Annotated in this window: 17 protein-coding genes and 1 pseudogene; 11 read left to right on the top strand and 7 right to left on the bottom strand. The window is 71.7% G+C overall.

Features of this window, described 5'->3' with window-relative positions; translation table 11 throughout:
* The first annotated feature begins 69 nt into the window (after window positions 1-69).
* The 3 genes from ACFV7Q_RS20320 to ACFV7Q_RS20310 all read left to right on the top strand — a co-directional run bounded on the left by ACFV7Q_RS20320 (window position 70) and on the right by ACFV7Q_RS20310 (window position 2,377).
* Complete coding sequence (locus tag ACFV7Q_RS20320) at window positions 70-840, top strand: SDR family oxidoreductase (RefSeq protein WP_385430210.1); 771 nt, start codon at window positions 70-72, stop codon at window positions 838-840.
* 223 nt (window positions 841-1,063) lie between these two features.
* The gene (locus tag ACFV7Q_RS20315) at window positions 1,064-1,351 is read left to right on the top strand and encodes a hypothetical protein (protein ID WP_385430208.1); all 288 of its coding nucleotides are present in this window, start codon (window positions 1,064-1,066) and stop codon (window positions 1,349-1,351) included.
* A 264-nt stretch (window positions 1,352-1,615) separates the two neighbouring features.
* Entirely contained in the window at window positions 1,616-2,377 is a 762-nt protein-coding gene (locus ACFV7Q_RS20310) for a maleylpyruvate isomerase family mycothiol-dependent enzyme (RefSeq protein ID WP_385430206.1), read from the top strand.
* Window positions 2,378-2,426: 49 nt separating this feature from the next.
* Here ACFV7Q_RS20310 and ACFV7Q_RS20305 read toward each other — a convergent pair whose 3' ends face one another.
* Window positions 2,427-4,124 carry a SpoIIE family protein phosphatase gene (locus ACFV7Q_RS20305; RefSeq protein WP_385430204.1) on the bottom strand — a complete coding sequence of 566 codons (1,698 nt, stop codon included), beginning with the start codon at window positions 4,122-4,124 and terminating at the stop codon, window positions 2,427-2,429.
* A 384-nt stretch (window positions 4,125-4,508) separates the two neighbouring features.
* Between ACFV7Q_RS20305 and ACFV7Q_RS20300 the strand changes: the two genes are divergently transcribed.
* Complete coding sequence (locus ACFV7Q_RS20300; protein WP_385430202.1) at window positions 4,509-4,877, top strand: 5-carboxymethyl-2-hydroxymuconate Delta-isomerase; 369 nt, start codon at window positions 4,509-4,511, stop codon at window positions 4,875-4,877.
* Window positions 4,878-5,047: 170 nt separating this feature from the next.
* On the opposite strand, the gene ACFV7Q_RS20295 is transcribed toward ACFV7Q_RS20300, so the two are convergent.
* Window positions 5,048-5,314, bottom strand: coding sequence for a protealysin inhibitor emfourin (locus ACFV7Q_RS20295; protein WP_385430200.1), 267 nt, complete (start codon window positions 5,312-5,314; stop codon window positions 5,048-5,050).
* A 453-nt stretch (window positions 5,315-5,767) separates the two neighbouring features.
* Between ACFV7Q_RS20295 and ACFV7Q_RS20290 the strand changes: the two genes are divergently transcribed.
* The gene (locus tag ACFV7Q_RS20290) at window positions 5,768-6,265 is read left to right on the top strand and encodes a hypothetical protein (protein WP_385430199.1); all 498 of its coding nucleotides are present in this window, start codon (window positions 5,768-5,770) and stop codon (window positions 6,263-6,265) included.
* On the opposite strand, the gene ACFV7Q_RS20285 is transcribed toward ACFV7Q_RS20290, so the two are convergent.
* Window positions 6,244-6,435, bottom strand: a complete 192-nt coding sequence (locus ACFV7Q_RS20285) for a hypothetical protein (protein ID WP_385430197.1) — start codon at window positions 6,433-6,435, stop codon at window positions 6,244-6,246. The genes ACFV7Q_RS20290 and ACFV7Q_RS20285 overlap by 22 nt on opposite strands.
* A 47-nt stretch (window positions 6,436-6,482) precedes the next feature.
* Between ACFV7Q_RS20285 and ACFV7Q_RS20280 the strand changes: the two genes are divergently transcribed.
* Complete coding sequence (locus tag ACFV7Q_RS20280; protein WP_385430196.1) at window positions 6,483-7,016, top strand: SMI1/KNR4 family protein; 534 nt, start codon at window positions 6,483-6,485, stop codon at window positions 7,014-7,016.
* Window positions 7,017-7,254: 238 nt separating this feature from the next.
* On the opposite strand, the pseudogene ACFV7Q_RS20275 reads toward ACFV7Q_RS20280, so the two are convergent.
* Both ACFV7Q_RS20275 and ACFV7Q_RS20270 read right to left on the bottom strand, forming a co-directional pair.
* Window positions 7,255-8,172: pseudogene (locus tag ACFV7Q_RS20275) on the bottom strand (NADP-dependent oxidoreductase); the annotation flags it as partial.
* Window positions 8,173-8,385: 213 nt separating this feature from the next.
* A complete protein-coding gene (locus tag ACFV7Q_RS20270) occupies window positions 8,386-8,889 on the bottom strand; it encodes an RDD family protein (protein ID WP_385430194.1) in 504 nt (167 codons plus the stop codon).
* Window positions 8,890-9,056: 167 nt separating this feature from the next.
* Between ACFV7Q_RS20270 and ACFV7Q_RS20265 the strand changes: the two genes are divergently transcribed.
* The 4 genes from ACFV7Q_RS20265 to ACFV7Q_RS20250 all read left to right on the top strand — a co-directional run bounded on the left by ACFV7Q_RS20265 (window position 9,057) and on the right by ACFV7Q_RS20250 (window position 12,332).
* The gene (locus ACFV7Q_RS20265; protein ID WP_385430192.1) at window positions 9,057-9,608 is read left to right on the top strand and encodes a phosphatase PAP2 family protein; all 552 of its coding nucleotides are present in this window, start codon (window positions 9,057-9,059) and stop codon (window positions 9,606-9,608) included.
* Window positions 9,609-9,818: 210 nt separating this feature from the next.
* Window positions 9,819-10,631 (top strand): SMI1/KNR4 family protein, encoded by an 813-nt coding sequence (locus tag ACFV7Q_RS20260; RefSeq protein ID WP_385430191.1) that lies wholly within the window; start codon window positions 9,819-9,821, stop codon window positions 10,629-10,631.
* 116 nt (window positions 10,632-10,747) lie between these two features.
* Window positions 10,748-11,182, top strand: coding sequence for a VOC family protein (locus ACFV7Q_RS20255; RefSeq protein ID WP_385430189.1), 435 nt, complete (start codon window positions 10,748-10,750; stop codon window positions 11,180-11,182).
* A gap of 955 nt (window positions 11,183-12,137) precedes the next feature.
* The gene (locus tag ACFV7Q_RS20250) at window positions 12,138-12,332 is read left to right on the top strand and encodes a hypothetical protein (protein ID WP_385430187.1); all 195 of its coding nucleotides are present in this window, start codon (window positions 12,138-12,140) and stop codon (window positions 12,330-12,332) included.
* Window positions 12,333-13,391: 1,059 nt separating this feature from the next.
* Here the strand turns inward: ACFV7Q_RS20250 and ACFV7Q_RS20245 are convergent.
* Window positions 13,392-13,760 carry an SCO4225 family membrane protein gene (locus ACFV7Q_RS20245; protein ID WP_385430185.1) on the bottom strand — a complete coding sequence of 123 codons (369 nt, stop codon included), beginning with the start codon at window positions 13,758-13,760 and terminating at the stop codon, window positions 13,392-13,394.
* A gap of 741 nt (window positions 13,761-14,501) precedes the next feature.
* Window positions 14,502-14,789, bottom strand: coding sequence for a hypothetical protein (locus tag ACFV7Q_RS20240; protein WP_385430183.1), 288 nt, complete (start codon window positions 14,787-14,789; stop codon window positions 14,502-14,504).
* A 460-nt stretch (window positions 14,790-15,249) separates the two neighbouring features.
* Here ACFV7Q_RS20240 and ACFV7Q_RS20235 point away from each other — a divergent pair, with 460 nt between their 5' ends.
* On the top strand, window positions 15,250-17,883 hold the full coding sequence (locus tag ACFV7Q_RS20235; protein WP_385430182.1) for a serine hydrolase: 2,634 nt from the start codon (window positions 15,250-15,252) through the stop codon (window positions 17,881-17,883).
* The last annotated feature ends 76 nt before the right edge of the window (window positions 17,884-17,959 follow it).

Below are 17,959 nucleotides of genomic sequence, written 5' to 3'. Positions count from 1 at the left end.
TGGTTGTCGCCGGGGGCCGAACGGTCGGCCCCCCTCAACCGACAGAGCACCGGAAGGACTGGGAACCACATGAGCGACACCGGCAAGTTCACGGGCACCAAGGCGGTCGTCACGGGCGGCACCCACGGCATGGGGCTGGCCATCGTCGAAGCACTCCTCGACGGAGGGGCAGAGGTCCTGCTGACCGGCCGCAACGAAAAGAACCTGGAGGAGGCCCGGACCCGGCTCAAGGGCCGGCCGGCCCATGTCGTGCGGTCCGACGCGGCGAGCATGGCAGACATCGCGGCACTCGCCGACACCGTGCAGGAGCGCCTCGGCCGCGTCGACCACCTGTTCGTCAACCACGGCGTCGCCGCGTTCGCGGAGCTGGCGGAAGTCACCGAGGCGGCCTGGGACCGGCACTTCGCCGTCAACACCAAAGGCTCCTTCTTCACGGTGCAGGCACTCGCACCGCTGCTCCGCGACGGCGGGTCGATCGTCTTCACGACCGTCGTCAACGACGTGGTCTTCCCCGGCCTGAGCGCCTACTCGGCGTCGAAGGAAGCGGTGCGGGCGTTCGCCCACGTCCTGGCCGCCGAGTTGCTCCCCCGGCGGATCCGGGTGAACGCCGTGGCCCCGGGCTTCATCAAGACGCCCACCATGGGTGTGGCCGGTCTGACCGAGGAGGAGCGCCGAGAGTTCGAGGAGCAGGGCAACGAGACCACCCCGTTGCGCCGCAACGGCACGGTGGAGGAGGTCGCCACGGCCGCCCTGTTCCTGGCCGCGGACGCGACGTTCACCACGAACGTCGAGCTGGCCGTCGACGGCGGCTTCGCACAGGGGCTGCCCGTGCCGCACTGATGGCTGCGCGGGGGACCGGCAGCAGCACCGGCGCGGCGTCGCACCCGGTGCGCGCCGCCCTGCCGGGCCCCCGCGGCGGAGGCGGACGCGGTCCACCGCGTGCCCGGGGCGTGACGGCGGTGGGTTCCGGCCGGTACGGGGGGTGCTGCGTCCCGGGCGTGTGTGCGTGCCGGGACCGGGCAGGAGGAAGGCAGTGGCAGTACCGCTAGGGGGGGAGCAGCACATGACCGGGCACCCGGACGAGGCCGCCGTCGAGGCGGCGCACGAGCCGCACGATCCCGCCCCGGGCGAGCGGGAGGTCCGCGACCGGGTACGGGCCGAGGCCACGGGCATGCACCACCACCAGGCCGAGGCCGCCCTGGAGTCGGCTCGCGAGGCAGGCGCCGCCCCGGCCGTCGTGGCCGAGTGGGAGCGCATCGAGGAACACCTCACCACGCACGGTGGCCCGTACGCCCCGGAAGCCGACCCGTACGTCCAGGGCCAATGGGCGGCCCGGTCCCGGCGGCGGTGACAGCTTCGACGCTCCCGCGGGCCAGCAGCGGATCAGCGTGGGATCAGCAGCGGCACCCAGCCGCCGGTCGGTAGGCGTTCGGCACGAGCCCCACCAGAAGCCGGGCACACGGTTGCGACCACCGGGCGGAGGACGGTGTCCGGAGTTGACATCATCACGGCCCGCGCAATACCGTCGCCAGCGATTATTTAAGGGCCTCAATCATCCATCTCTTCAATTACCCTCGCCATCCCGGGGGCAGCACCACCCGAAGAAGGGCACCCCATGACCCCCGCCCAGCACGGAGCGGCCGTCGCAGCCGAGGCCGCCGCATTCGTCGCCACCGTCACGGCGCGCGACCTCTCCAGCCCGGTGCCGACCTGCCCCGGCTGGACCCTGGCCGACCTCACGCAGCACGTCGGCAGCGTGCACCGCTGGTTCAGCGAGCTGCTGCGTCGCCGCATCCAGCAGCCGCCGACCCGCCGCGAGGTGGACCTGCGCCTGCCCGACCACCCCGGCGACCTCCCGGACTGGCTGGCCGCGGGCGCGGCGGAGGCCGCCGAGGTGTTCGCCGCCACCGACCCGGACACTCCGATGTGGGCCTGGGGGGTCGACCAGCACGCCCGTTTCTGGGTCCGTCGCATGCTCTTCGAGACCCTCGTCCACCGGGTCGATGCCCAACTCGCACTAGGACTCGCCCCGGACGTCGACCGCGTACTGGCGGTCGACGGCATCGACGAGTTCCTCACCAACCTGCCGTTCGCCTCCTCCTTCGCGCCACTGACCACCCAGCTGCGCGCCCCTGACCGGACCATCCACTTCAGCTGTACCGACGGCGACGGCGAGTGGCTCGTCGGATTGCATCCTGACGGCTTCGCCCTGGCGGCTGACCCCGCCGAGCCGGGCACGGCGGACGCCACGGTCCGGGGAACGGCCTCGGACCTCCACCTCCTGCTCTACGGCCGCCTGGACCAGCAGGACGACGCCTTCCAGCTGCTCGGCGACCGGGATCTGCTGGCCCACTGGTTCGCCCACTCCGCGTTCTGAGCCGCCCTGGCGGCCTTGCGCCGGCCGCTCGGTCTGCTGGACCGCCCGGTTACTCCGCGGTGGGCGGAGCGGTGCGGATGGCGAGGGTGACGGTGTCGTCCTCGGGGTGGCGCGGGCCGACGGCGTTGGTGAGGTCGTGCAGGACGTGCTGCAGGGGTGTGTGGGGGTCGGCTGCGTCCAGGTGCCGGGCGGCGTGGTCGATGGCGCGGTCGAGGTCCTGGTGGCGGTGTTCGATCAGGCCGTCGGTGTAGAGGAGCAGGGTGCTGCCGGGGGGCAGGAGGCGTGTGTGGGTGGTGCGGGGGGTGGGGGGAAGGGCGGGATGCAGGAGGATGTCGTTGCCGGGCAGGGATTCGGCCCCGTGGCCGGGACGTGCCAGGAGCGGGGGCGGGTGGCCGGCGTTGGTCCACGCGAAGTGCCAGTGGCCCCGGGGGCGGGGGGTGAGATGGGCGTGGATGAGAGTGCCGCCCGCCGGCACGCCTATGGTGTGGCAGGCGGTGTCGAGTGCTTCCAACGCGTGGTGCGGCGCATGCCCGGGCTGGTCGTGGTCGGCCTGGCGGAGCATGCTCCGGACCTGTCCCATGACGGTGGCCGCTGCCAGGTCGTGGCCGATGATGTCGCCGACCGTCACAGCCCAACTGCCGCCGCCGCGGTCCGTGGGGGCGAGGGGGTACATGTCGTACCAGTCGCCGCCGACCATGTGCTCGTGTGCGGCCGGCCGGTACAGCGCCGCGATCTCCAGGCCGGGGGCCTCGGGGAGGTCGGTGAGCATGGACTGCTGCAGCTGGTGCGCGACCGAGATCCGTTCGTCGAGATAGAGGGCACGTTCGACCGCGCGCGCGGTGTATCCGGCCAACGCGGTCAGTACCGCCTGCTCCGCCACGTCCACCGTGTACGGGGTCTCCCACCCCAGTACCAGAGCACCCAGGGTGCCGCGTACGCCCAGCAGCGGCGCGCACACCACGGTCCGCAGACCTCGGGCGTCGAACGCGGCAGCAGCCTCCGGCCCGTACCCCGCCGCCAGTGCCTCCCGGGCGTCGACCACGACCATCCGGCCCTCCCTGACCGCACGCGCACTGGGCCAGGCGGACCCCAGCTCGAACACCTCGCTCGCATCCGACCAGGCGCCACCACCTCCGGGGCTGGGGAGCCGGTGCAGCAGCCCGTCCTCCCCCACCAGCACCAGACCCACGTAGGAGGGCTTGAGATCACCGCTGACCAGGTCGCCCACCCGCGTACGGACCTGCACGAGCCCGCTGGTGTTGCCCAGGTCCTCCGCCGCCCGCAGCAGCAGCTCCGCCCGGGACAACAGCACCTCCATGCGGTTCGCCTCGACCACGGCCAGCCCGGCCGCGGCCTCGGCCTCCTGCTGCCCGCGCTGCGCGGTCCGGGACCGCTCGCGCAGTCTGACCTGGGCGCTGCAGGCGGCGGCAAGATCGGTCAGGTTCTCCAGGTCGTCCTCGCTCCACCGGCGCACGCCGGTATCGGCGACGGCCAGCACCCCGAGGAGGGCTCCGTCAGGCCCGGCCAGCGGGACACCGGCGAAGCAGACCACCCCCGCCCCGGACGACCGCCCCGCCCAAGGGCGGCCCTCTCGGGCGGTGCGCCGACAGAAGGCGATCATGTCCTCGTCAGCGACGCCCGGAGGCCAGGCCTCGGCCGCCTCAGTGGCCTCATGGCCCGCGGCGATCCACACGACGGCCCGGGGCGCGGCCAACAGGCGCGTGGCCAGGCGCGCGAACCGGTTCACACACGACTCCTTCCGCGCACGCGACGCCCTCGCCGCCTGCACTTTCAGCGTACGCAGCACCAGCACCCACCGCCGCCCACCAGCCGATACGCTCCGGCGCGACCCCCGGTCCCCGCCCAGGCCGCCCGGCCCCGGGCGAAGACCACACTCCCGCGACGGCCGTAGCGCCAGCGCAGGAGGTCGTTCCTGGTCGTTCGCGGAGGGGGCGGTTCCCTCGGGCCCGGGGAGCGGTGGTGTTCATGCGGCTGCGCCTGCATGTCACCGTTGGGGCGCGTTCTTCTTCGCACCGGTCCTCCGGCTCACCCGCGTGACCCGTGCGCACGACGGTCGGGGAGAATGCATGGACACCGCACCGATCGGGTCATAACAGAACTGGACTGCCTCATGCCGCAGATCACCGTCGACTACTCGGCGAACCTCTCCGACGTCTTCTCCCGACGCCCCTTCGCCCTCGCCCTGCACGCCCTCACCGCCAAGGTGGCCGGGGGCTCCGTCGCCGACTGCAAGACCCGCTTCAGGCGCCTGGAAGAGGTGTACGTGGCCGACGGCGCGCCCGAGAACGCCGTCGTCCACGTGCACCTGGGCCTGCTCGCCGGCCGGTCCGAGGCGGTCAAGGCCGAGTTGAGCGCAGCCGCGCTCGACCTGCTGCGCTCGTACACGTCCGGCGCGGCGGACGGGCCCCGCCCGGTGGTGCACGCCTCGGTGGACGTGATCGAACTGGGGGCGGCCTACCGCAAGTACGTGGAGGCCTGAGCCCTCGGGCGGTGCCCGTCTTACCGGACGGCGGGGCGGTGCCCCCGTGTCGATCGGGCCGTTGGTCCTCCGGGCCGTTGGTCCTCCTCGTCCGCCGCCGTGACCCCCTTCCTCCGCCGCGCCCCGAAGACCCGTCGCGGTGGCCGGGCGCCCCGGCGGCAAGGGTTCCGTCAGGCGCCCTCCTCCAGGACGGTGCTGATCAACCGCCTTTGGGTGTCGGTGAGATGGGGGTCGTGCAGTTCCATGAACTTCCCGTCGACCTGTACGACGTAGTGGTAGCCGTCAGCCACCGGCTGCTGGTCGGCCTGGCGGTCCTCGCCGAGCGCGCGCTCGGCGAGTGCCTCCAACTCGGCGCGGTCGGCGCGGCATTCCGTTTCGACGGCGGCCTGGCGCTCGTGGCCCGCGAACCCGCCGGTCCGCGTCACGGTGATCAGCATGCTGGAACCTCCTCGTCGGCGCCGCTCGTTCAGCCTCCGGCTGGGCGGCCGAGCTACAGCGGCGCGGCGGTGTCGGACATCGAACCGCCTGCCCCGTCATCCCGCTCGTGGACACCCTGCCGGCTCCTCTACGCGAAAACGGCCGATAACCACCGCCACGCGTCGGTTCGAGGCCGGATCCGCCCCCGCGGCACAACGACCCGGCCCGGCCCCGGCCCGTCCCTCAACGAGGACGCGGGGGCGGTTCCAAGCCCGACCCGCATAGGAGTCCCGGCGGCTCTACGCCCTCCACCGGCTGGTCCCGCGCACCGCGAACCCGCTCGCCGGACCGGTTCGGCACCGTAACCCCGGCCCCGGCACGGTCGTTCGAGCCGTCGGCACCGGGCGCTGTCGGTCCGCGCTGTTAGGGTCGCCGCCATGGCAAACCGTTCATACCTTTACGCTGCTGATTCGATGCCGACCGAGGACGAGAACCCCCAGGCGATCCGGTGCATATCCGAGCACAGGTGGGACGTCCCGCTCGCCCACAAGCTCATGGCCGGGTACGGAACGACGATCGTCCCGTCCATGATCTGGAATCCGCGGATCGGCATCGCCGCGGACTATGCCAGCGGAGCCGCCCTGCTCAGCGACCTCCTGCACCTGGTCGGTCAGGGACTCGAAGACGACGCCGAGTTCGCCGAGTGCATCGACAAGACCACCGCCCACCTGGAACGGCAGCGGGCGAGGTACTTCATCCTGGAGACCGGGGAGATGGTGTCGATCACGGACGACGACCCGGTGGCCGGGGTACAACGGCTGGTCGCCCACGACATACCCGCTGCCGTCGCCCGGGCCGAGGCGGCGATCGCCGGCGAAAACGACGACTGGCTCGCCTCGGTCCGCGCGGACTGGCAACAACACTTCGCCTCCTTCTACAACGACACGCTCTACTTCTCCTTCCACGGCTGAACGGCGGATTCGATTCCAGAGGGCGTCGAGGCGAACCGGTCGACCAGCTGCGCCCGGCCGCCCCGCCCGGCCCGTGTCACCCGCCCCCGGCAGTCGAGCAGGCCCTGGGACTTCATCTCGCCCGTTGCCGGCGCGACGGCCACGAAGGCGGTGCTGCAGGAGGAAGCCAACCTCCCCGCCTCCCGGACCCGTTGCCCCTCAGGAAACAGGACCCGTTATGACCAACGCCCTCACGCGTCTTCTCGGCATCGCCCCAGTGCCGAGCGAGACCCGCCACAAGGATTGGGGCGAGGTCGAGCGCAGCCTTGGAGTCGTACTTCCCGTCGACTACAAGGAGCTCATCGACGTTTATGGAGGAAGCAACTGGGACGACTACCTCTACGTTCTGGAGCCGGGCTGCCCCAACGACCACTACGACCTCATCGCATGGGCAGAGCGCCAGGCCGAAGTCCTGGAAGACCTCTGGGAATTCGAGGGGAAACCGGCGGAACTGGAGGTCGAGGGTGCCCGAGTGATCCCATGGGCGACCACGGACAACGGAGAATGCCTCCACTGGCTCGTTCGGCCAGGAATTGAGTCGGACCGATGGACCGTCATGGTGAACGAGGCCCGCGGGGACCGATGGGAACACTTCTCGGCGTCCTGCACCCAATTCCTCGCAACTTCCCTTACCGGAGAGCTGCAGTCGAGCATCTTGTCGACCTTGTTCCCCCGCGCCACCCATGAATTCCGCCAGCTCGGTTCGGGATGACGACACGGCGCTGCACCGCGATCACGGGGCCGGGCGCTCTGTGATCTTGGAAAGCCCTTGCCTGCCGACGCCCGCCCCGCGGTTCCCCGCACACCGCAGCTCCCCGCTGCCCGGCCCTCGCCGCCGTTCGAGCCGCCGCCCGCCAGGGCCGACTCAGGCCGCTCCGATCCACGGTCAGACCCCAAGGATCCGCCTGCCCAACCGTCACGGCGAGCAACCGTTGAAGTGCCTGCGGCACGAGGACGATCTTGCCCTGTACCCGGCCGGTTTCGCTGTGGTGGGCCTTCGCCGCCTCGGTGAGCGGGAAGGTCTCGAAGATCGTGGGGCGTACGCCGTGGGTGTCGACCAGTTCGGCGAAGGCGGTCAGGACGGCGGGGTGGGCTCCAGGAAGAACTCCACGAACCGCACGCCGAGTGCGGCGGCGCGGGCCGTCACCTCGGTGCGGTCCACGCCGACGCCGACGACGTCGACCAGGATGCCGCCCGGCTTGAGGGCGGGCGGGGAGCGCGGGCCGTAGTCGTTGCTGATGGTGTCCAACACCGCGTCGACGTCGCGCAGGGTGGAGAAGTCCTCCGCCGTGTGGTCGATCAGCTCGTCGGCGCCGAGTCCGCGCAGGTAGTCGTGCTTGGCGGCGCGAGCCGTGCCGATGACGTACGCGCCCCGGGCCTTGGCGATCTGTACGCCGAGGTGGCCGACCCCGCCGGCCGCGCCGTGGATCAGCACGCGCTGGCCGGGCCGTACGTCGGAGAGGGTGACGAGGGCCTGGTAGGCGGTGAAGCCGGAGATCGGCAGGGCGGCGCCGACGTGGTCGAGGTGCGCGGCTTGGGTGCGATCCTGTCCTCGGTGACCACTACGTGGTCGGCGTGGCTGCCGTGTGGCGGGACGGTCCAGCCGTAGACCTCCTCGCCCACCGGGAAACGGTTCACTCCCGCGCCGACGGCCTCCACGGTGCCGCTGAACTCGTGGCCCAGTACGAACGGCGGCGGGCCGAAGAAGTCCACCTTGCCGATGCGGACCTTCCAGTCCGCGGGGTTCATACCGGTGGCCCGTACCCGGACCAGGACCTCGCCGGGCCCGGCGAAGGGAGGGGTACTTCGGCGAGTTCCAGCACGTCGGAGCCGCCGATGGCTTGTTGAGTGATCACCCGTGTCGTCATGCGGACCACGTTCAGCCCGGTGATCATGGGAGGGAAGCGGTTTCGCCGCCAGTCGAGCGGGAACCGGTCGTCACCCGCTCGTCACGGAACGTCGCCCTCGTCCGGCCGGGGGCGTCGAACGTGCCGCCGTCCGAGTCCGGCCGCGTCAACGGCTTCGAGACCGCTCCGTCGGAAGTGATACCCCCGGCCCCTGAGCCCGCCCTGACCGTGCCGTCACCGGCGGTGGATCACTGCGCTGCCCGCCGCCCTGTCGTGCAGGCCGCGGCCGTCCCGGCTGAGGGTGATCAACGAGACGTGGGCGACAGACAGCGCCGGGATGCCGCTCATCACCAGGTTCGTGAGGTGCCGGGCGACGGCCGAGCCGTAGCCGATGCGCTCGCCGGTCTCGAAGTGCACCACTTCGAGGCGCAGGGACCGCTTGCCCGGAGTCGCGCCCCAGCGCGACACGCTCAGCGGCGAGTAGAGCAGGAAGAAGGCCGCGGCCCAGACGGTGGCGGTGGCGCGCCAGATCACACGGGCATCCCCATCGGCGACACCGGCGCCGGTGAGGGTCCGGTCGAGGCCGACCAGCGGAGCGACGATGACCACGACGGCGATGACCAGGTCGATGGCGGTGGCGGCGCAGCGCGACATGAGACCTGCCGGAGATCCGGGACGGGTGCCCGAAGCGGCCTGGAACCGACCGAGGTCGCCGCCGGATGCAAGGGAGTCGAACATGTCGTCTGTCCTTCTGTCGTACGTCGGCGGAATACTACATTCCGTTTGTAGGGCGGGTTCCACGTCGGGACATGCGGTGACCGCGGCGGCGTGCTCGTTCGTGCCGCCCGGATCGCCGCTCGGCGTAGCACCGTGTGGAGTGGCCGCGGGCCGGGAAGCGGTAAGACATGAGGCTTCCGGCGGCCCTACGTCACGGTGACCATCGGCTGACCAAGCGGATCGCCGTCTGGGACTCCGCGTGGGCCCGCCGGCTCCTGCCGCGGGTCGAGGAGGCGGCCGAACACACGAAGGTGTGGTGGGCGGCCGCTGCGGTCATGGCGGCCTGGGGCGGCTGGAGGGGGCGCAAGGCCGCAGCCGCGGGTGTTGCGGGCATGGCGGTGGCGGAACTGCTCTCCAACGGGGTCGGGAAACAGCTCGTCGAGCGGCGCCGCCCGCCGAAGGAATGGATCCCGCACCACGGCGACGAGGACCGGCCGGACAGCTCTTCCTTCCCCTCCGGCCACACCGCCGCTGCGGTGGCGTTCACCGGGGCAGTCGCGCCCACCTGGCCCCTTGCGGGGGCCGCCTGCGCCGTGCCGACGGTGCTGGTGGCCATCGAGCGCATCCACAGCGGGGCGCACTACCCCTCCGACGTCGTGGCCGGCGCCGCGATCGGCGTCGCGGCCGCCGCCCTGGTACGGACGGCGCCCCGCCTCCTCGTCGGCTGCGCGACCACGTAGCGGGCCTCCCGGACGTTCCCACCCACAGCGGCCCGCATCCGCTCGGCCCGGCGGACCACCGCCGCCAAGAGGGCAAGATCCAGCAAACCATCACGGCGCCCTGGTCAGCTGGTCCGCAGGGGAAGGACCGATGGTCCGATCGTCGGCGCGGCCTGATATAGATCCGCTGACGCGAAACCGCGCCACGTCGACGACGAACGGTTGAGGGACATGGACTACCTGGCGACCGCCCTGACCCTCGCGGATGCGAGCGCCGAGCGCTCGGATGCGGCCGTTGCCCGATTGGACGCGCTCGCGGCGCAGCACGGCCGGGCACTTCCCCGGTCGGTACGCGACTGGTACTCCCTCGCCGCCGCGACCACGCTCCTGGAACCGGCGCGCCACGCCGACCACGTCTACCCGGTCGAGAGCCTCGGCCGGCCGGAGACCTTCTACTGGCCGACCGACGACGAGGAATGGCCGGAGGACCTGGAGGAGCAGGAGGAACGCGAGTTCGCCCCCCTGACGCACGACCTGCTGCCGTTCCTCCAGGAGAACCAGGGCGTCTACTGCCTTGCGGTGCAGCTGGACGGCTCCGAGGACCCGCCCGTGCTGCTCTCCTGGGACGGCGTGCAACCCGGCGGCTGGCTGCCGCACGCGGACACGTTCGCCCAGTGGGTCTACACGCGGGTGTGGGACTTCGCGCTGCTCCGTGGCTCCGGCATGCTCGAAGCGACCGCCACGCAGGTCACCGCGGCGGAACTCGAAACCCTGGGGCAACGGCTCGAAGCGCGTCCTGTGACGAGAACGGACCGGGAGGAGCAGCGGCGCTTCGCCGGTCCCGGAGACGAGCAGCGACTGCTCCTGTTGTCGCCGTGGGCCGACGGAGGCGCATGGAGCGCGTACCTGTGGGCGTCCACGGCCGACCTGCTGGTCGATCTGGTCGACACCGTGCGGCCCGTACTTGCCCTGGGAGAGGTGCGCGCCGGGTCCCGCGAGCCCAGCGGGACGGTCAGGCACGCCCTGGAGCAGATGCGCGCCTGACTCCGTCGCACTGACGGGCGATGAGGCTCCGAGACGGGTACCCCTCGGGTGGTCTCGTCAACTCGCAGGACGTAAAAGGGAAATGAGTAGCAGAGTCCCCTTGCTACGGTGGGCCGATGGCTTCCATCAAGCAGTTCCAAGTGACCTTCGACTGTGCAGAACCCGAGCGCGTCGCCCGCTTTTGGTGCGAGGTGTTGGGGTACGTCGTACCGCCGTCCCCGGAGGGGTTCGCCACCTGGGGCGATTACGATCGCTCCCTGCCAACTGAAGATCAGGGTTCATGGTTCGCGTGCATCGATCCCTCGGGTGTGGGCCCGCGACTGTTCTTCCAACGGGTTCCCGAGGCCAAGGTCGTCAAGAACCGGCTGCATCTCGACGTGCGGGTCGCCACCGGACTCGTGGGTGAAGAGCGCCTGGCCACGCTTGAGGCCGAATGCGCACGATTGGTCGCCCTCGGCGCCGTACGCGAGCGACTACTGCCTGCCGATGACGAGAACGAATCGTGCATCGTCATGCGGGACGTCGAGGGCAACGAATTCTGTCTCGACTGAGCAGCCTCCGAGATGGCGGGGGTGGGGTACCGTCCCCCCCCTCGGGCGGCCGACACCGTGCAGGTACCTGGGGCCGTCACCGTGGTGGGCTCGACCAAACGTCCGGTGCGGCCCTGACAGCTGCCGCGGCGATCCGCCGCACTACTGCACACGGATCCACCGGACCACCACCCTCAGCCTCGCCGGCGCGGCCAGGTTCCGGCGCCCGCCGTGCCACGGGACCGCCTCGATTCGCTGTCCCCGGCGAAGGCCGTGTGCGGCCTCGTCCGGGACGCCGCCGACCGTCATCAGCTGCCGCCGCACGCAGTTCGACCGCCGTGTGCGACGTCAGCTTCGTGATGGTGGCCTCGGCGGTGCGCAGCGCCCCGTTCGACCGCGCGAGTGCGACGGCCGTCTCCTCGTAGGTGCGCACGGCGAGGAGCAGGAGCAGGGCAGCCATGACCGAGGGCCCGGCTGCAACGTGCTGGACCTGATCAGGTCAACTGCGCGGGGCCTGGCCAGGTCGGCTGTGGTGCGTCGAACGCGGGCGGTCGCTCGCGGCCGTCGTCCTGCCCGCGCCCGGACCCGATCCGGCCGCTCCCCACTCCCCACCCCACTTCCCGCTGTCGGGCGCGGCCGCGGCTGCGGGTGCGGGTGCGGTTGAGAGTTCGTCGGCAGCGCGGACCTGGTGGAGGTGGACGAGGATGTCGTAGGCCCGGCCCCCAGCCACACCAGCCGCACAACCAGACGCCCCGTACGCAGTGCAACTGGCCACACACCAGCCAAGACGGCGAGCCGTCGGACGGCAGTGAGGGCGGTCGCCGCCACCTCGCCGGGTGAGCCCGGTCGCAGTCGAGCGGGCCTGCGCCCGGTTCTTCGACCACCGCCCCGCCTCCGAACGCCGCGCGTGCCGAGCCCGGGGTCTCCTCTCCGGGCTGGGTGGCGGTGGAGCGGTGGTCGTCGTAGACCTGGTGGCATGAGCGAGGAGCAGACGTCATGGCACCCGGGCGAGATCGTGCCCGCGAGCGGGATCTACGAGTGTGACTGCGGCGGTGAGCACCACTGGAGCACGGACGTGAAAGGTCACCGCTTCCCGCCGCTGCCGGATGTGTGCCTGGGGGAGTACTGGACGCTGAAGACCGAGACCCACCCCGAGCACCATCCGAGCTGACTGACCCGCCCGTACGCCCGTTGTCCCGCTTCCGGCCGATCGACCCGGTTCCGGTTCCGGAGGTCTGGGAAGACGGCGGCGTGTCTGTGACGGCGGCCCGGCCACGCCCGTCCGGGGTCAGGTGAGGGCTTGAGGTGGCCCTTCCAACCAGTCCGCCGACCAGGGCCGGCATGGCCGCCGGCCCGGTTCGCCGTCCGACTTGCTCGACGCGGTCACTCGAACGCCCCTCCGGGCCCGCCCCGAACCGCCACCCACGCGGACCTGCGGCGGCGTGATCATTCCTGCGATCGTTCCTCCCCGCGGTCCGGGAGCCGGACCGCCGACAGCACGGGTGACACCGTGGCGAAGCGCACGGCCGAATCGCCCCTGCTGGTCTGCGAGTTGGGTCATCCTGTGGAGTATGAGCCTTCTCGTCAGCACTGCGTGGCCGGTCAGCCGCGCCGAGCACGTCCGAACTTCCGCATCTCAGCGGAGGAGCACCTCGTCGGTCTGGCTCCCGCCCGCGTGCAACGCGCGCTTCGCGGGCGCCCCATTCGGCCACGGGGCAGCGCGGGCCGTTCCGTCCGCAGCACCCTGGTACTGCCTGCTGGCACCGGCGGCGGCCGTGCAGCCCGCCCCGCTCGGATAGGCCGGCCCGTGTTCGAGTACCGGTGTACGGAGTGCGGCCACCAACGGCTCGTCCACTCGGTCCTGCGCGGCGGCAGTTGCCGGGGCAGTCTGTCCTGCGAATGCCGCAGGAGCCGGGCGGGAATACCCGAGGCGCCCTGTCCGGTCTCCGAACCGGAAGAACCGTCCGAGCCGAAGTGCGACACGTGTCAATCACCCTTCGGGGTCTGCCGGTGTGACTCCTGGTGGGCGCGTGAGCAGGATCCGCACGGCCCCTGCGGCGGATGTGGAGGATAGCGGTCGGCCGGACCGTCCCGCTGCGCCCGGAGGCGTCCCGGCAGGTCGGCGAGGCGAGCACCTTGCCGTGGTCGGCCCGGCGCACCCGTGGATTTCCGCGCGTCAAAAAGACGACGAGCGGGCCGGCACGACGGAGGGCCGGTGCTCGACGGCCCCCTACGGCGTCTCTTCCGGAGGGTTTCCCCACTGCGGTGCCGTCGCGGGCCGCCGCCCGATCCGCTTGACGGCCCGTCGGACCGCCCGCGCCACGAGGCCCAGCAGGAACGCCTGCAAGAGGTAAGAGAACAGCAGGATGAACCACACGATCGCATCCGATTCCGGCGCCAAGTCCCCGGCGGCGTTGACCAGAGCGATGAGGGCGGCCCCCGTGGGCACGGCCAGCAGCAGTGCCCAGAGCCCGGCTGCCAGGCTGCCGTCGTTCCCGGCGCTCATCAACAGCAGGAAGCCGGCCAGGCCGAGGTAGGCCCGCGAGAGCCAGTTGCCGAAGGTGATGCCGGCGATCGTGCGCAGTTTTCCGGAACGCAAGGGTTCTCCTGGTGGTGGTGCCTGGGGCAGGCGGGCAGCCCGCGTGTGACCCCCATGGGATCCCGTCCGGCCCGGCCGCGTCAGAGTACGCGTACTCAGACCGTCCGGCTTTCTTACCGGGAATCTTCGCTACGGCAGCACGGCCTTGGGCTCGGTTCTCCAGCGTCGTCTCGCGCATGCCGGCGATGAGGCCCGGCCGTCCGCAGCCTCCACCAGCGCTTCCGCTGCCAGGAGGAAAGCATCCGAGCATCCGGGCCAGGATCCGACGGCGTCGCCCGCAGCGGTGCCGATCCGACCTCGCGCGTACGGGCCTTCGCGTCAGCCCGGTGCACACCGTTGCCGCTGGGGCTTCAGCGGGCCGACGCTCTTCAGCCGCAGCTTCCGGGAGGCGTAGGGCCTGGGCGCGACCGAGTTCCGCGCGCTGAGTGGCAAAGAAGCCTACGCCGAACGCACACTCCGGGTCCCGGGCGGTTCGATCCGTGAGCCGACCGGGGTCTCCGGGGCCGGTACGGTCCATCGGCCATGGCATCGAGGTTTCGGGCACGTGTGACCGGCGTCGGCCGACGGCGCCGAACGCAGGTGGTGCCGGGGCATCGTTCAGGGACCCTGCCCCGAAGCGGCGTTGGTCAGCTGCATACTGCCCGGCCGGGGTTCCGTCGTACCCCGGCCGGCACCGCGACACGCCCGCGGCTCGGCGCCCCGACGGCGGCCCGAGCCGTCACGGCCAGTGCCGTTGCAGTACTAGCAGTGGAGGTTACGGTCGCAAGCAGTCAGGCGGTCGTAGCGCCTCTTGGCCTCGTCCGCCCGGGCCCGCGCCTTGCGGGCCTCCGTGGTCTTGCCCTCCTTCTTGTACTTGTCCGCCATGCGGCTCCAGTAGTGGTACTGGTCCAGCAAATACTGCGGATCCGCCTCACCGCCGGCGGCGAGGACCACCGGGACGGCGCTCGGCTGCACGGTCACGGCAGCGGCGGGCACAGCACTGAAGAAGACACCGCCGACGACGAGCGCGGTCGCGGCAAACGTGGACATGGGCCTGAACAAGGCTCCCCCTGAACGATTCACATCGGATTGGTCTCCGGCCCGGAAGAGCCGCGACCAGGGTGCGGCCGTCTCGTGGTCACCCCCGATCGGCCCCTCGGTAGGACCGGTTCCCGTACTGTATCCGCTGGTCAGCAGTGCCGAACGGCTGCAACCTGCACAGTCTGCCGCGGGATGGGGTTTCAATCGGCACCGTGGTGGCCCGGCGGCGGTGCAGCGGCGCGCACGGCCGCCGCGACCAGCCACCCCGAGGGCGTACATGGCGGCGGCCGCACCGCAGGCCCGACCGCGGCGCGGGAGCGGAACCCGGCCGACATGCCGTGCCGAACGGTCACAAGAGCGAGCAAGGGGGAACGCACGGTGCGCTGCGTACATCTAGCAGTGCGGCGGGGCTCCGTATGGGCACCGTCGCACGATATCTGCACGGTGTGAGTGGCAAGGCGGGGCTGGGATGAAGGCGATGACGGTGGTGGGCGGTTCTCCGGACGACCCGAAGGTCGAGGGCACTACCACCGCGGGGGCGGTCCCGGACGACACCACCGCGGAACCGGACGACGCGGACGCGATCGACGCCGAAGACGCGTCTGCCCTCGCGTTGTCCACGGCTGACGGGACGCCAAAGGCGGACGCAGACGGTGAGCTCCTCAGGCGCGGTACTGACGTACCGGGCGATGAGCCGGATGAAGGGGCCGGGGCCGGCGGGCCCGAGCCTGCGCGTGACACCGTGCAGGAGAAGACGGGCGCCGGGGCCGACGGCACCACGGCCGACGACACGGCTGGGACTCGCCCCGAGGCCATGGACGGAGCCGACTCCCGAGCGGAAGCCGCCCGGCCCGGCACCCAGCCCGAGGTCGAGGCCGAGCCCGAGGCCGTGGCGGCAGATTTGGGCACGGACACGGACACGGACACGGGCGACACGGCCGCGGACGCGGAAGCCAAGGCCGGGCCCAAGGCGGACGACACGCAGGTGCTCGCGATGCCCGCGCCCACCCCCGCCAAGCCCGGGAGCGGCACAGGAACCGTTGGCGCGGGAGCCGTCACGTCACCCGCACCCAAGCACACCCCTGACGCCGAGGCGGGGGCCGAGTCCGCCTCGGACACCGGGGCGCCGAGCGAACCCGACGGCGCCGCAGGGGGCGACGAACCCGAGCGCGGGTCCCAGCCCACCGCCGGCAAGGGACGGGACACCGGGCCCGAGCCGGATGACGTGCCCGCAAGCCGTACCGGGACCGCAACTGAAGGCGGTGCGGAGGCCGATGGCACGCTGACGCTCACCAAGCCGACGCGTGACAAGGGCAAGGCCAAGGCCAAGGCCAAGGCCGAGGCCGGGGCCGAGCCGGCGACGCGCGCCGCCGCGCCGGGTGACGAGACCGGGGCCGGGGGCGGGGCCTCCGCGGCCGACTCCGATGGCGGAGGCGAGGACACGCGAACCGTCACGTTGCGCGCGCCCGACGCCGCGACGGACCCTGCCGGGGACGACGACGAAGCGCGTCGCGATGCGCACGAGGAAGCCGAGCCTTCGGTCGCGGCGAAGGACGCCGACGGGCCCCAAGGCCGAGGAAGCCAGTCCGCCACCGCCACCGCCACCGCCACCGCCACCGGCACCAAGGCCACGGCCGACGGCGACGGCGACGGCCGGAAGGTGCCCGCATGGGCTCGCGGAGAGGACGGCGACACCGAGCGGACGAGCCGGTTCGTCGCCCTCAAGCCGCTGGACGAGCCGACGCCCGCGGCGCCGCGGTCCGGTCCCCCCTCCCAGCCCCACGCGTCCGCAGCGCCCGAGCCGCCGCTGGATCTGCTGGCCCAGCTGACGAACACGCCTCCTCCGCCGGAGACCTTCCGCCGGACGGCGCTGCGCCGCGTCAAGGTGTGGACGCCGATCCTGTTGCTCCTCGCCGGGGCCTACGTCGGCGCCCAGCTGCTGCGTCCGCTCCCCGCCCCCCGGCTCGTCGCGGCCGAGACCGGTCGCACCGTCGACGGGCAGTTCTCGATCCCGTGGCCCGCCAAGGGCCAGGGGGCCGTCCGGGTTCCCGGCTCCGGCGACATAGGCTCGTTCGGCGAGCAGAAGCCCGTCGCCACGGCCAGCGTGGCCAAGGTGATGACGGCCTACGTGATCCTCAAGGGCCACCCCCTGCGCAAGAACGATCCCGGTCCCGACATCACGGTCGACGCGAAGGCCGTGGTCGAGGGCAACTCCGAGGACGAGTCCCGGATCCAGGGGCTCACCGCCGGCACGAAGTTCAGCCAGCAGGACATGCTGAAGATGCTGATGATCCCGTCGGCCAACAACGTGGCCAGGCTGCTGGCCCGCTGGGACACCGGCAGCGACTCCGAGACCGCGTTCGTGGAGAAGATGAACGCCGCCGCCCGGGACCTCGGGATGAAGGACACCACCTACACGGATCCCAGCGGCTTGGACGCCGGCACCGTCAGCACCGCCACCGACCAATTGAAGCTGGCCGAGGCGGTGATGAAGGACGAGGTCTTCCGCTCGATCGTCGCCATGCCCAGCGCACCCATCAAGGGTCTGCCCGAGCCGCTCGGCAACAACAACGGCCTGCTCAGCGTTCAGGGCCTCAGCGTCCGCGGCATCAAGACGGGTTCCAGCACGCCGGCGGGCGGGGCACTGATGTGGGCGGCGTACAAGTCGGTCGGTGACGAGACCCCGCTGATCGTCGGCACGTTGATGGAGCAGCGCGTGGAGGGACCGGACCTGAACGCGATCAACAGCCTGGCCCTGGTGCAGGCGAACAGCAAGAAGATCATCGAAGCGGTGCGTACGGCCCTGGCGGCCACCCCGCTCGTCCGCAAGGGCGACACGGTCGGATACGTGGACGACGGCCTCGGCGGCCGCACGCCGCTCGTGGCCACCAAGGACCTGAACGTGATCGGTGTTCCGGGCCAGCAGTTCAAGCTCACCGTCGCCGCGGCCGGCGCCCCGCCGTTGCCGCACGAGGCGAAGGCCGGCACGGAGGTCGGCACCCTGACGGCCGGTGAGGGAGAAGGGGCCAAGAGCGTGCCGGTGGCCGTCCGCAACGCCTTGACCGAGCCCTCCGTCGGCACCCGGCTCACCCGCCTCGGCTGAGCGGGCCCTGCGCCGGTCCGGCCGTGGGGTCGGGCCGGCGGGCGGGGCCGCGCACCGCACCGGTGCGGTGCGCGGC

The organism is Streptomyces sp. NPDC059851 (genome assembly GCF_042732005.1).
Taxonomy (GTDB): Bacteria; Actinomycetota; Actinomycetes; order Streptomycetales; family Streptomycetaceae; genus Streptomyces.
This window is presented reverse-complemented; position numbering and strand designations above follow the sequence as displayed.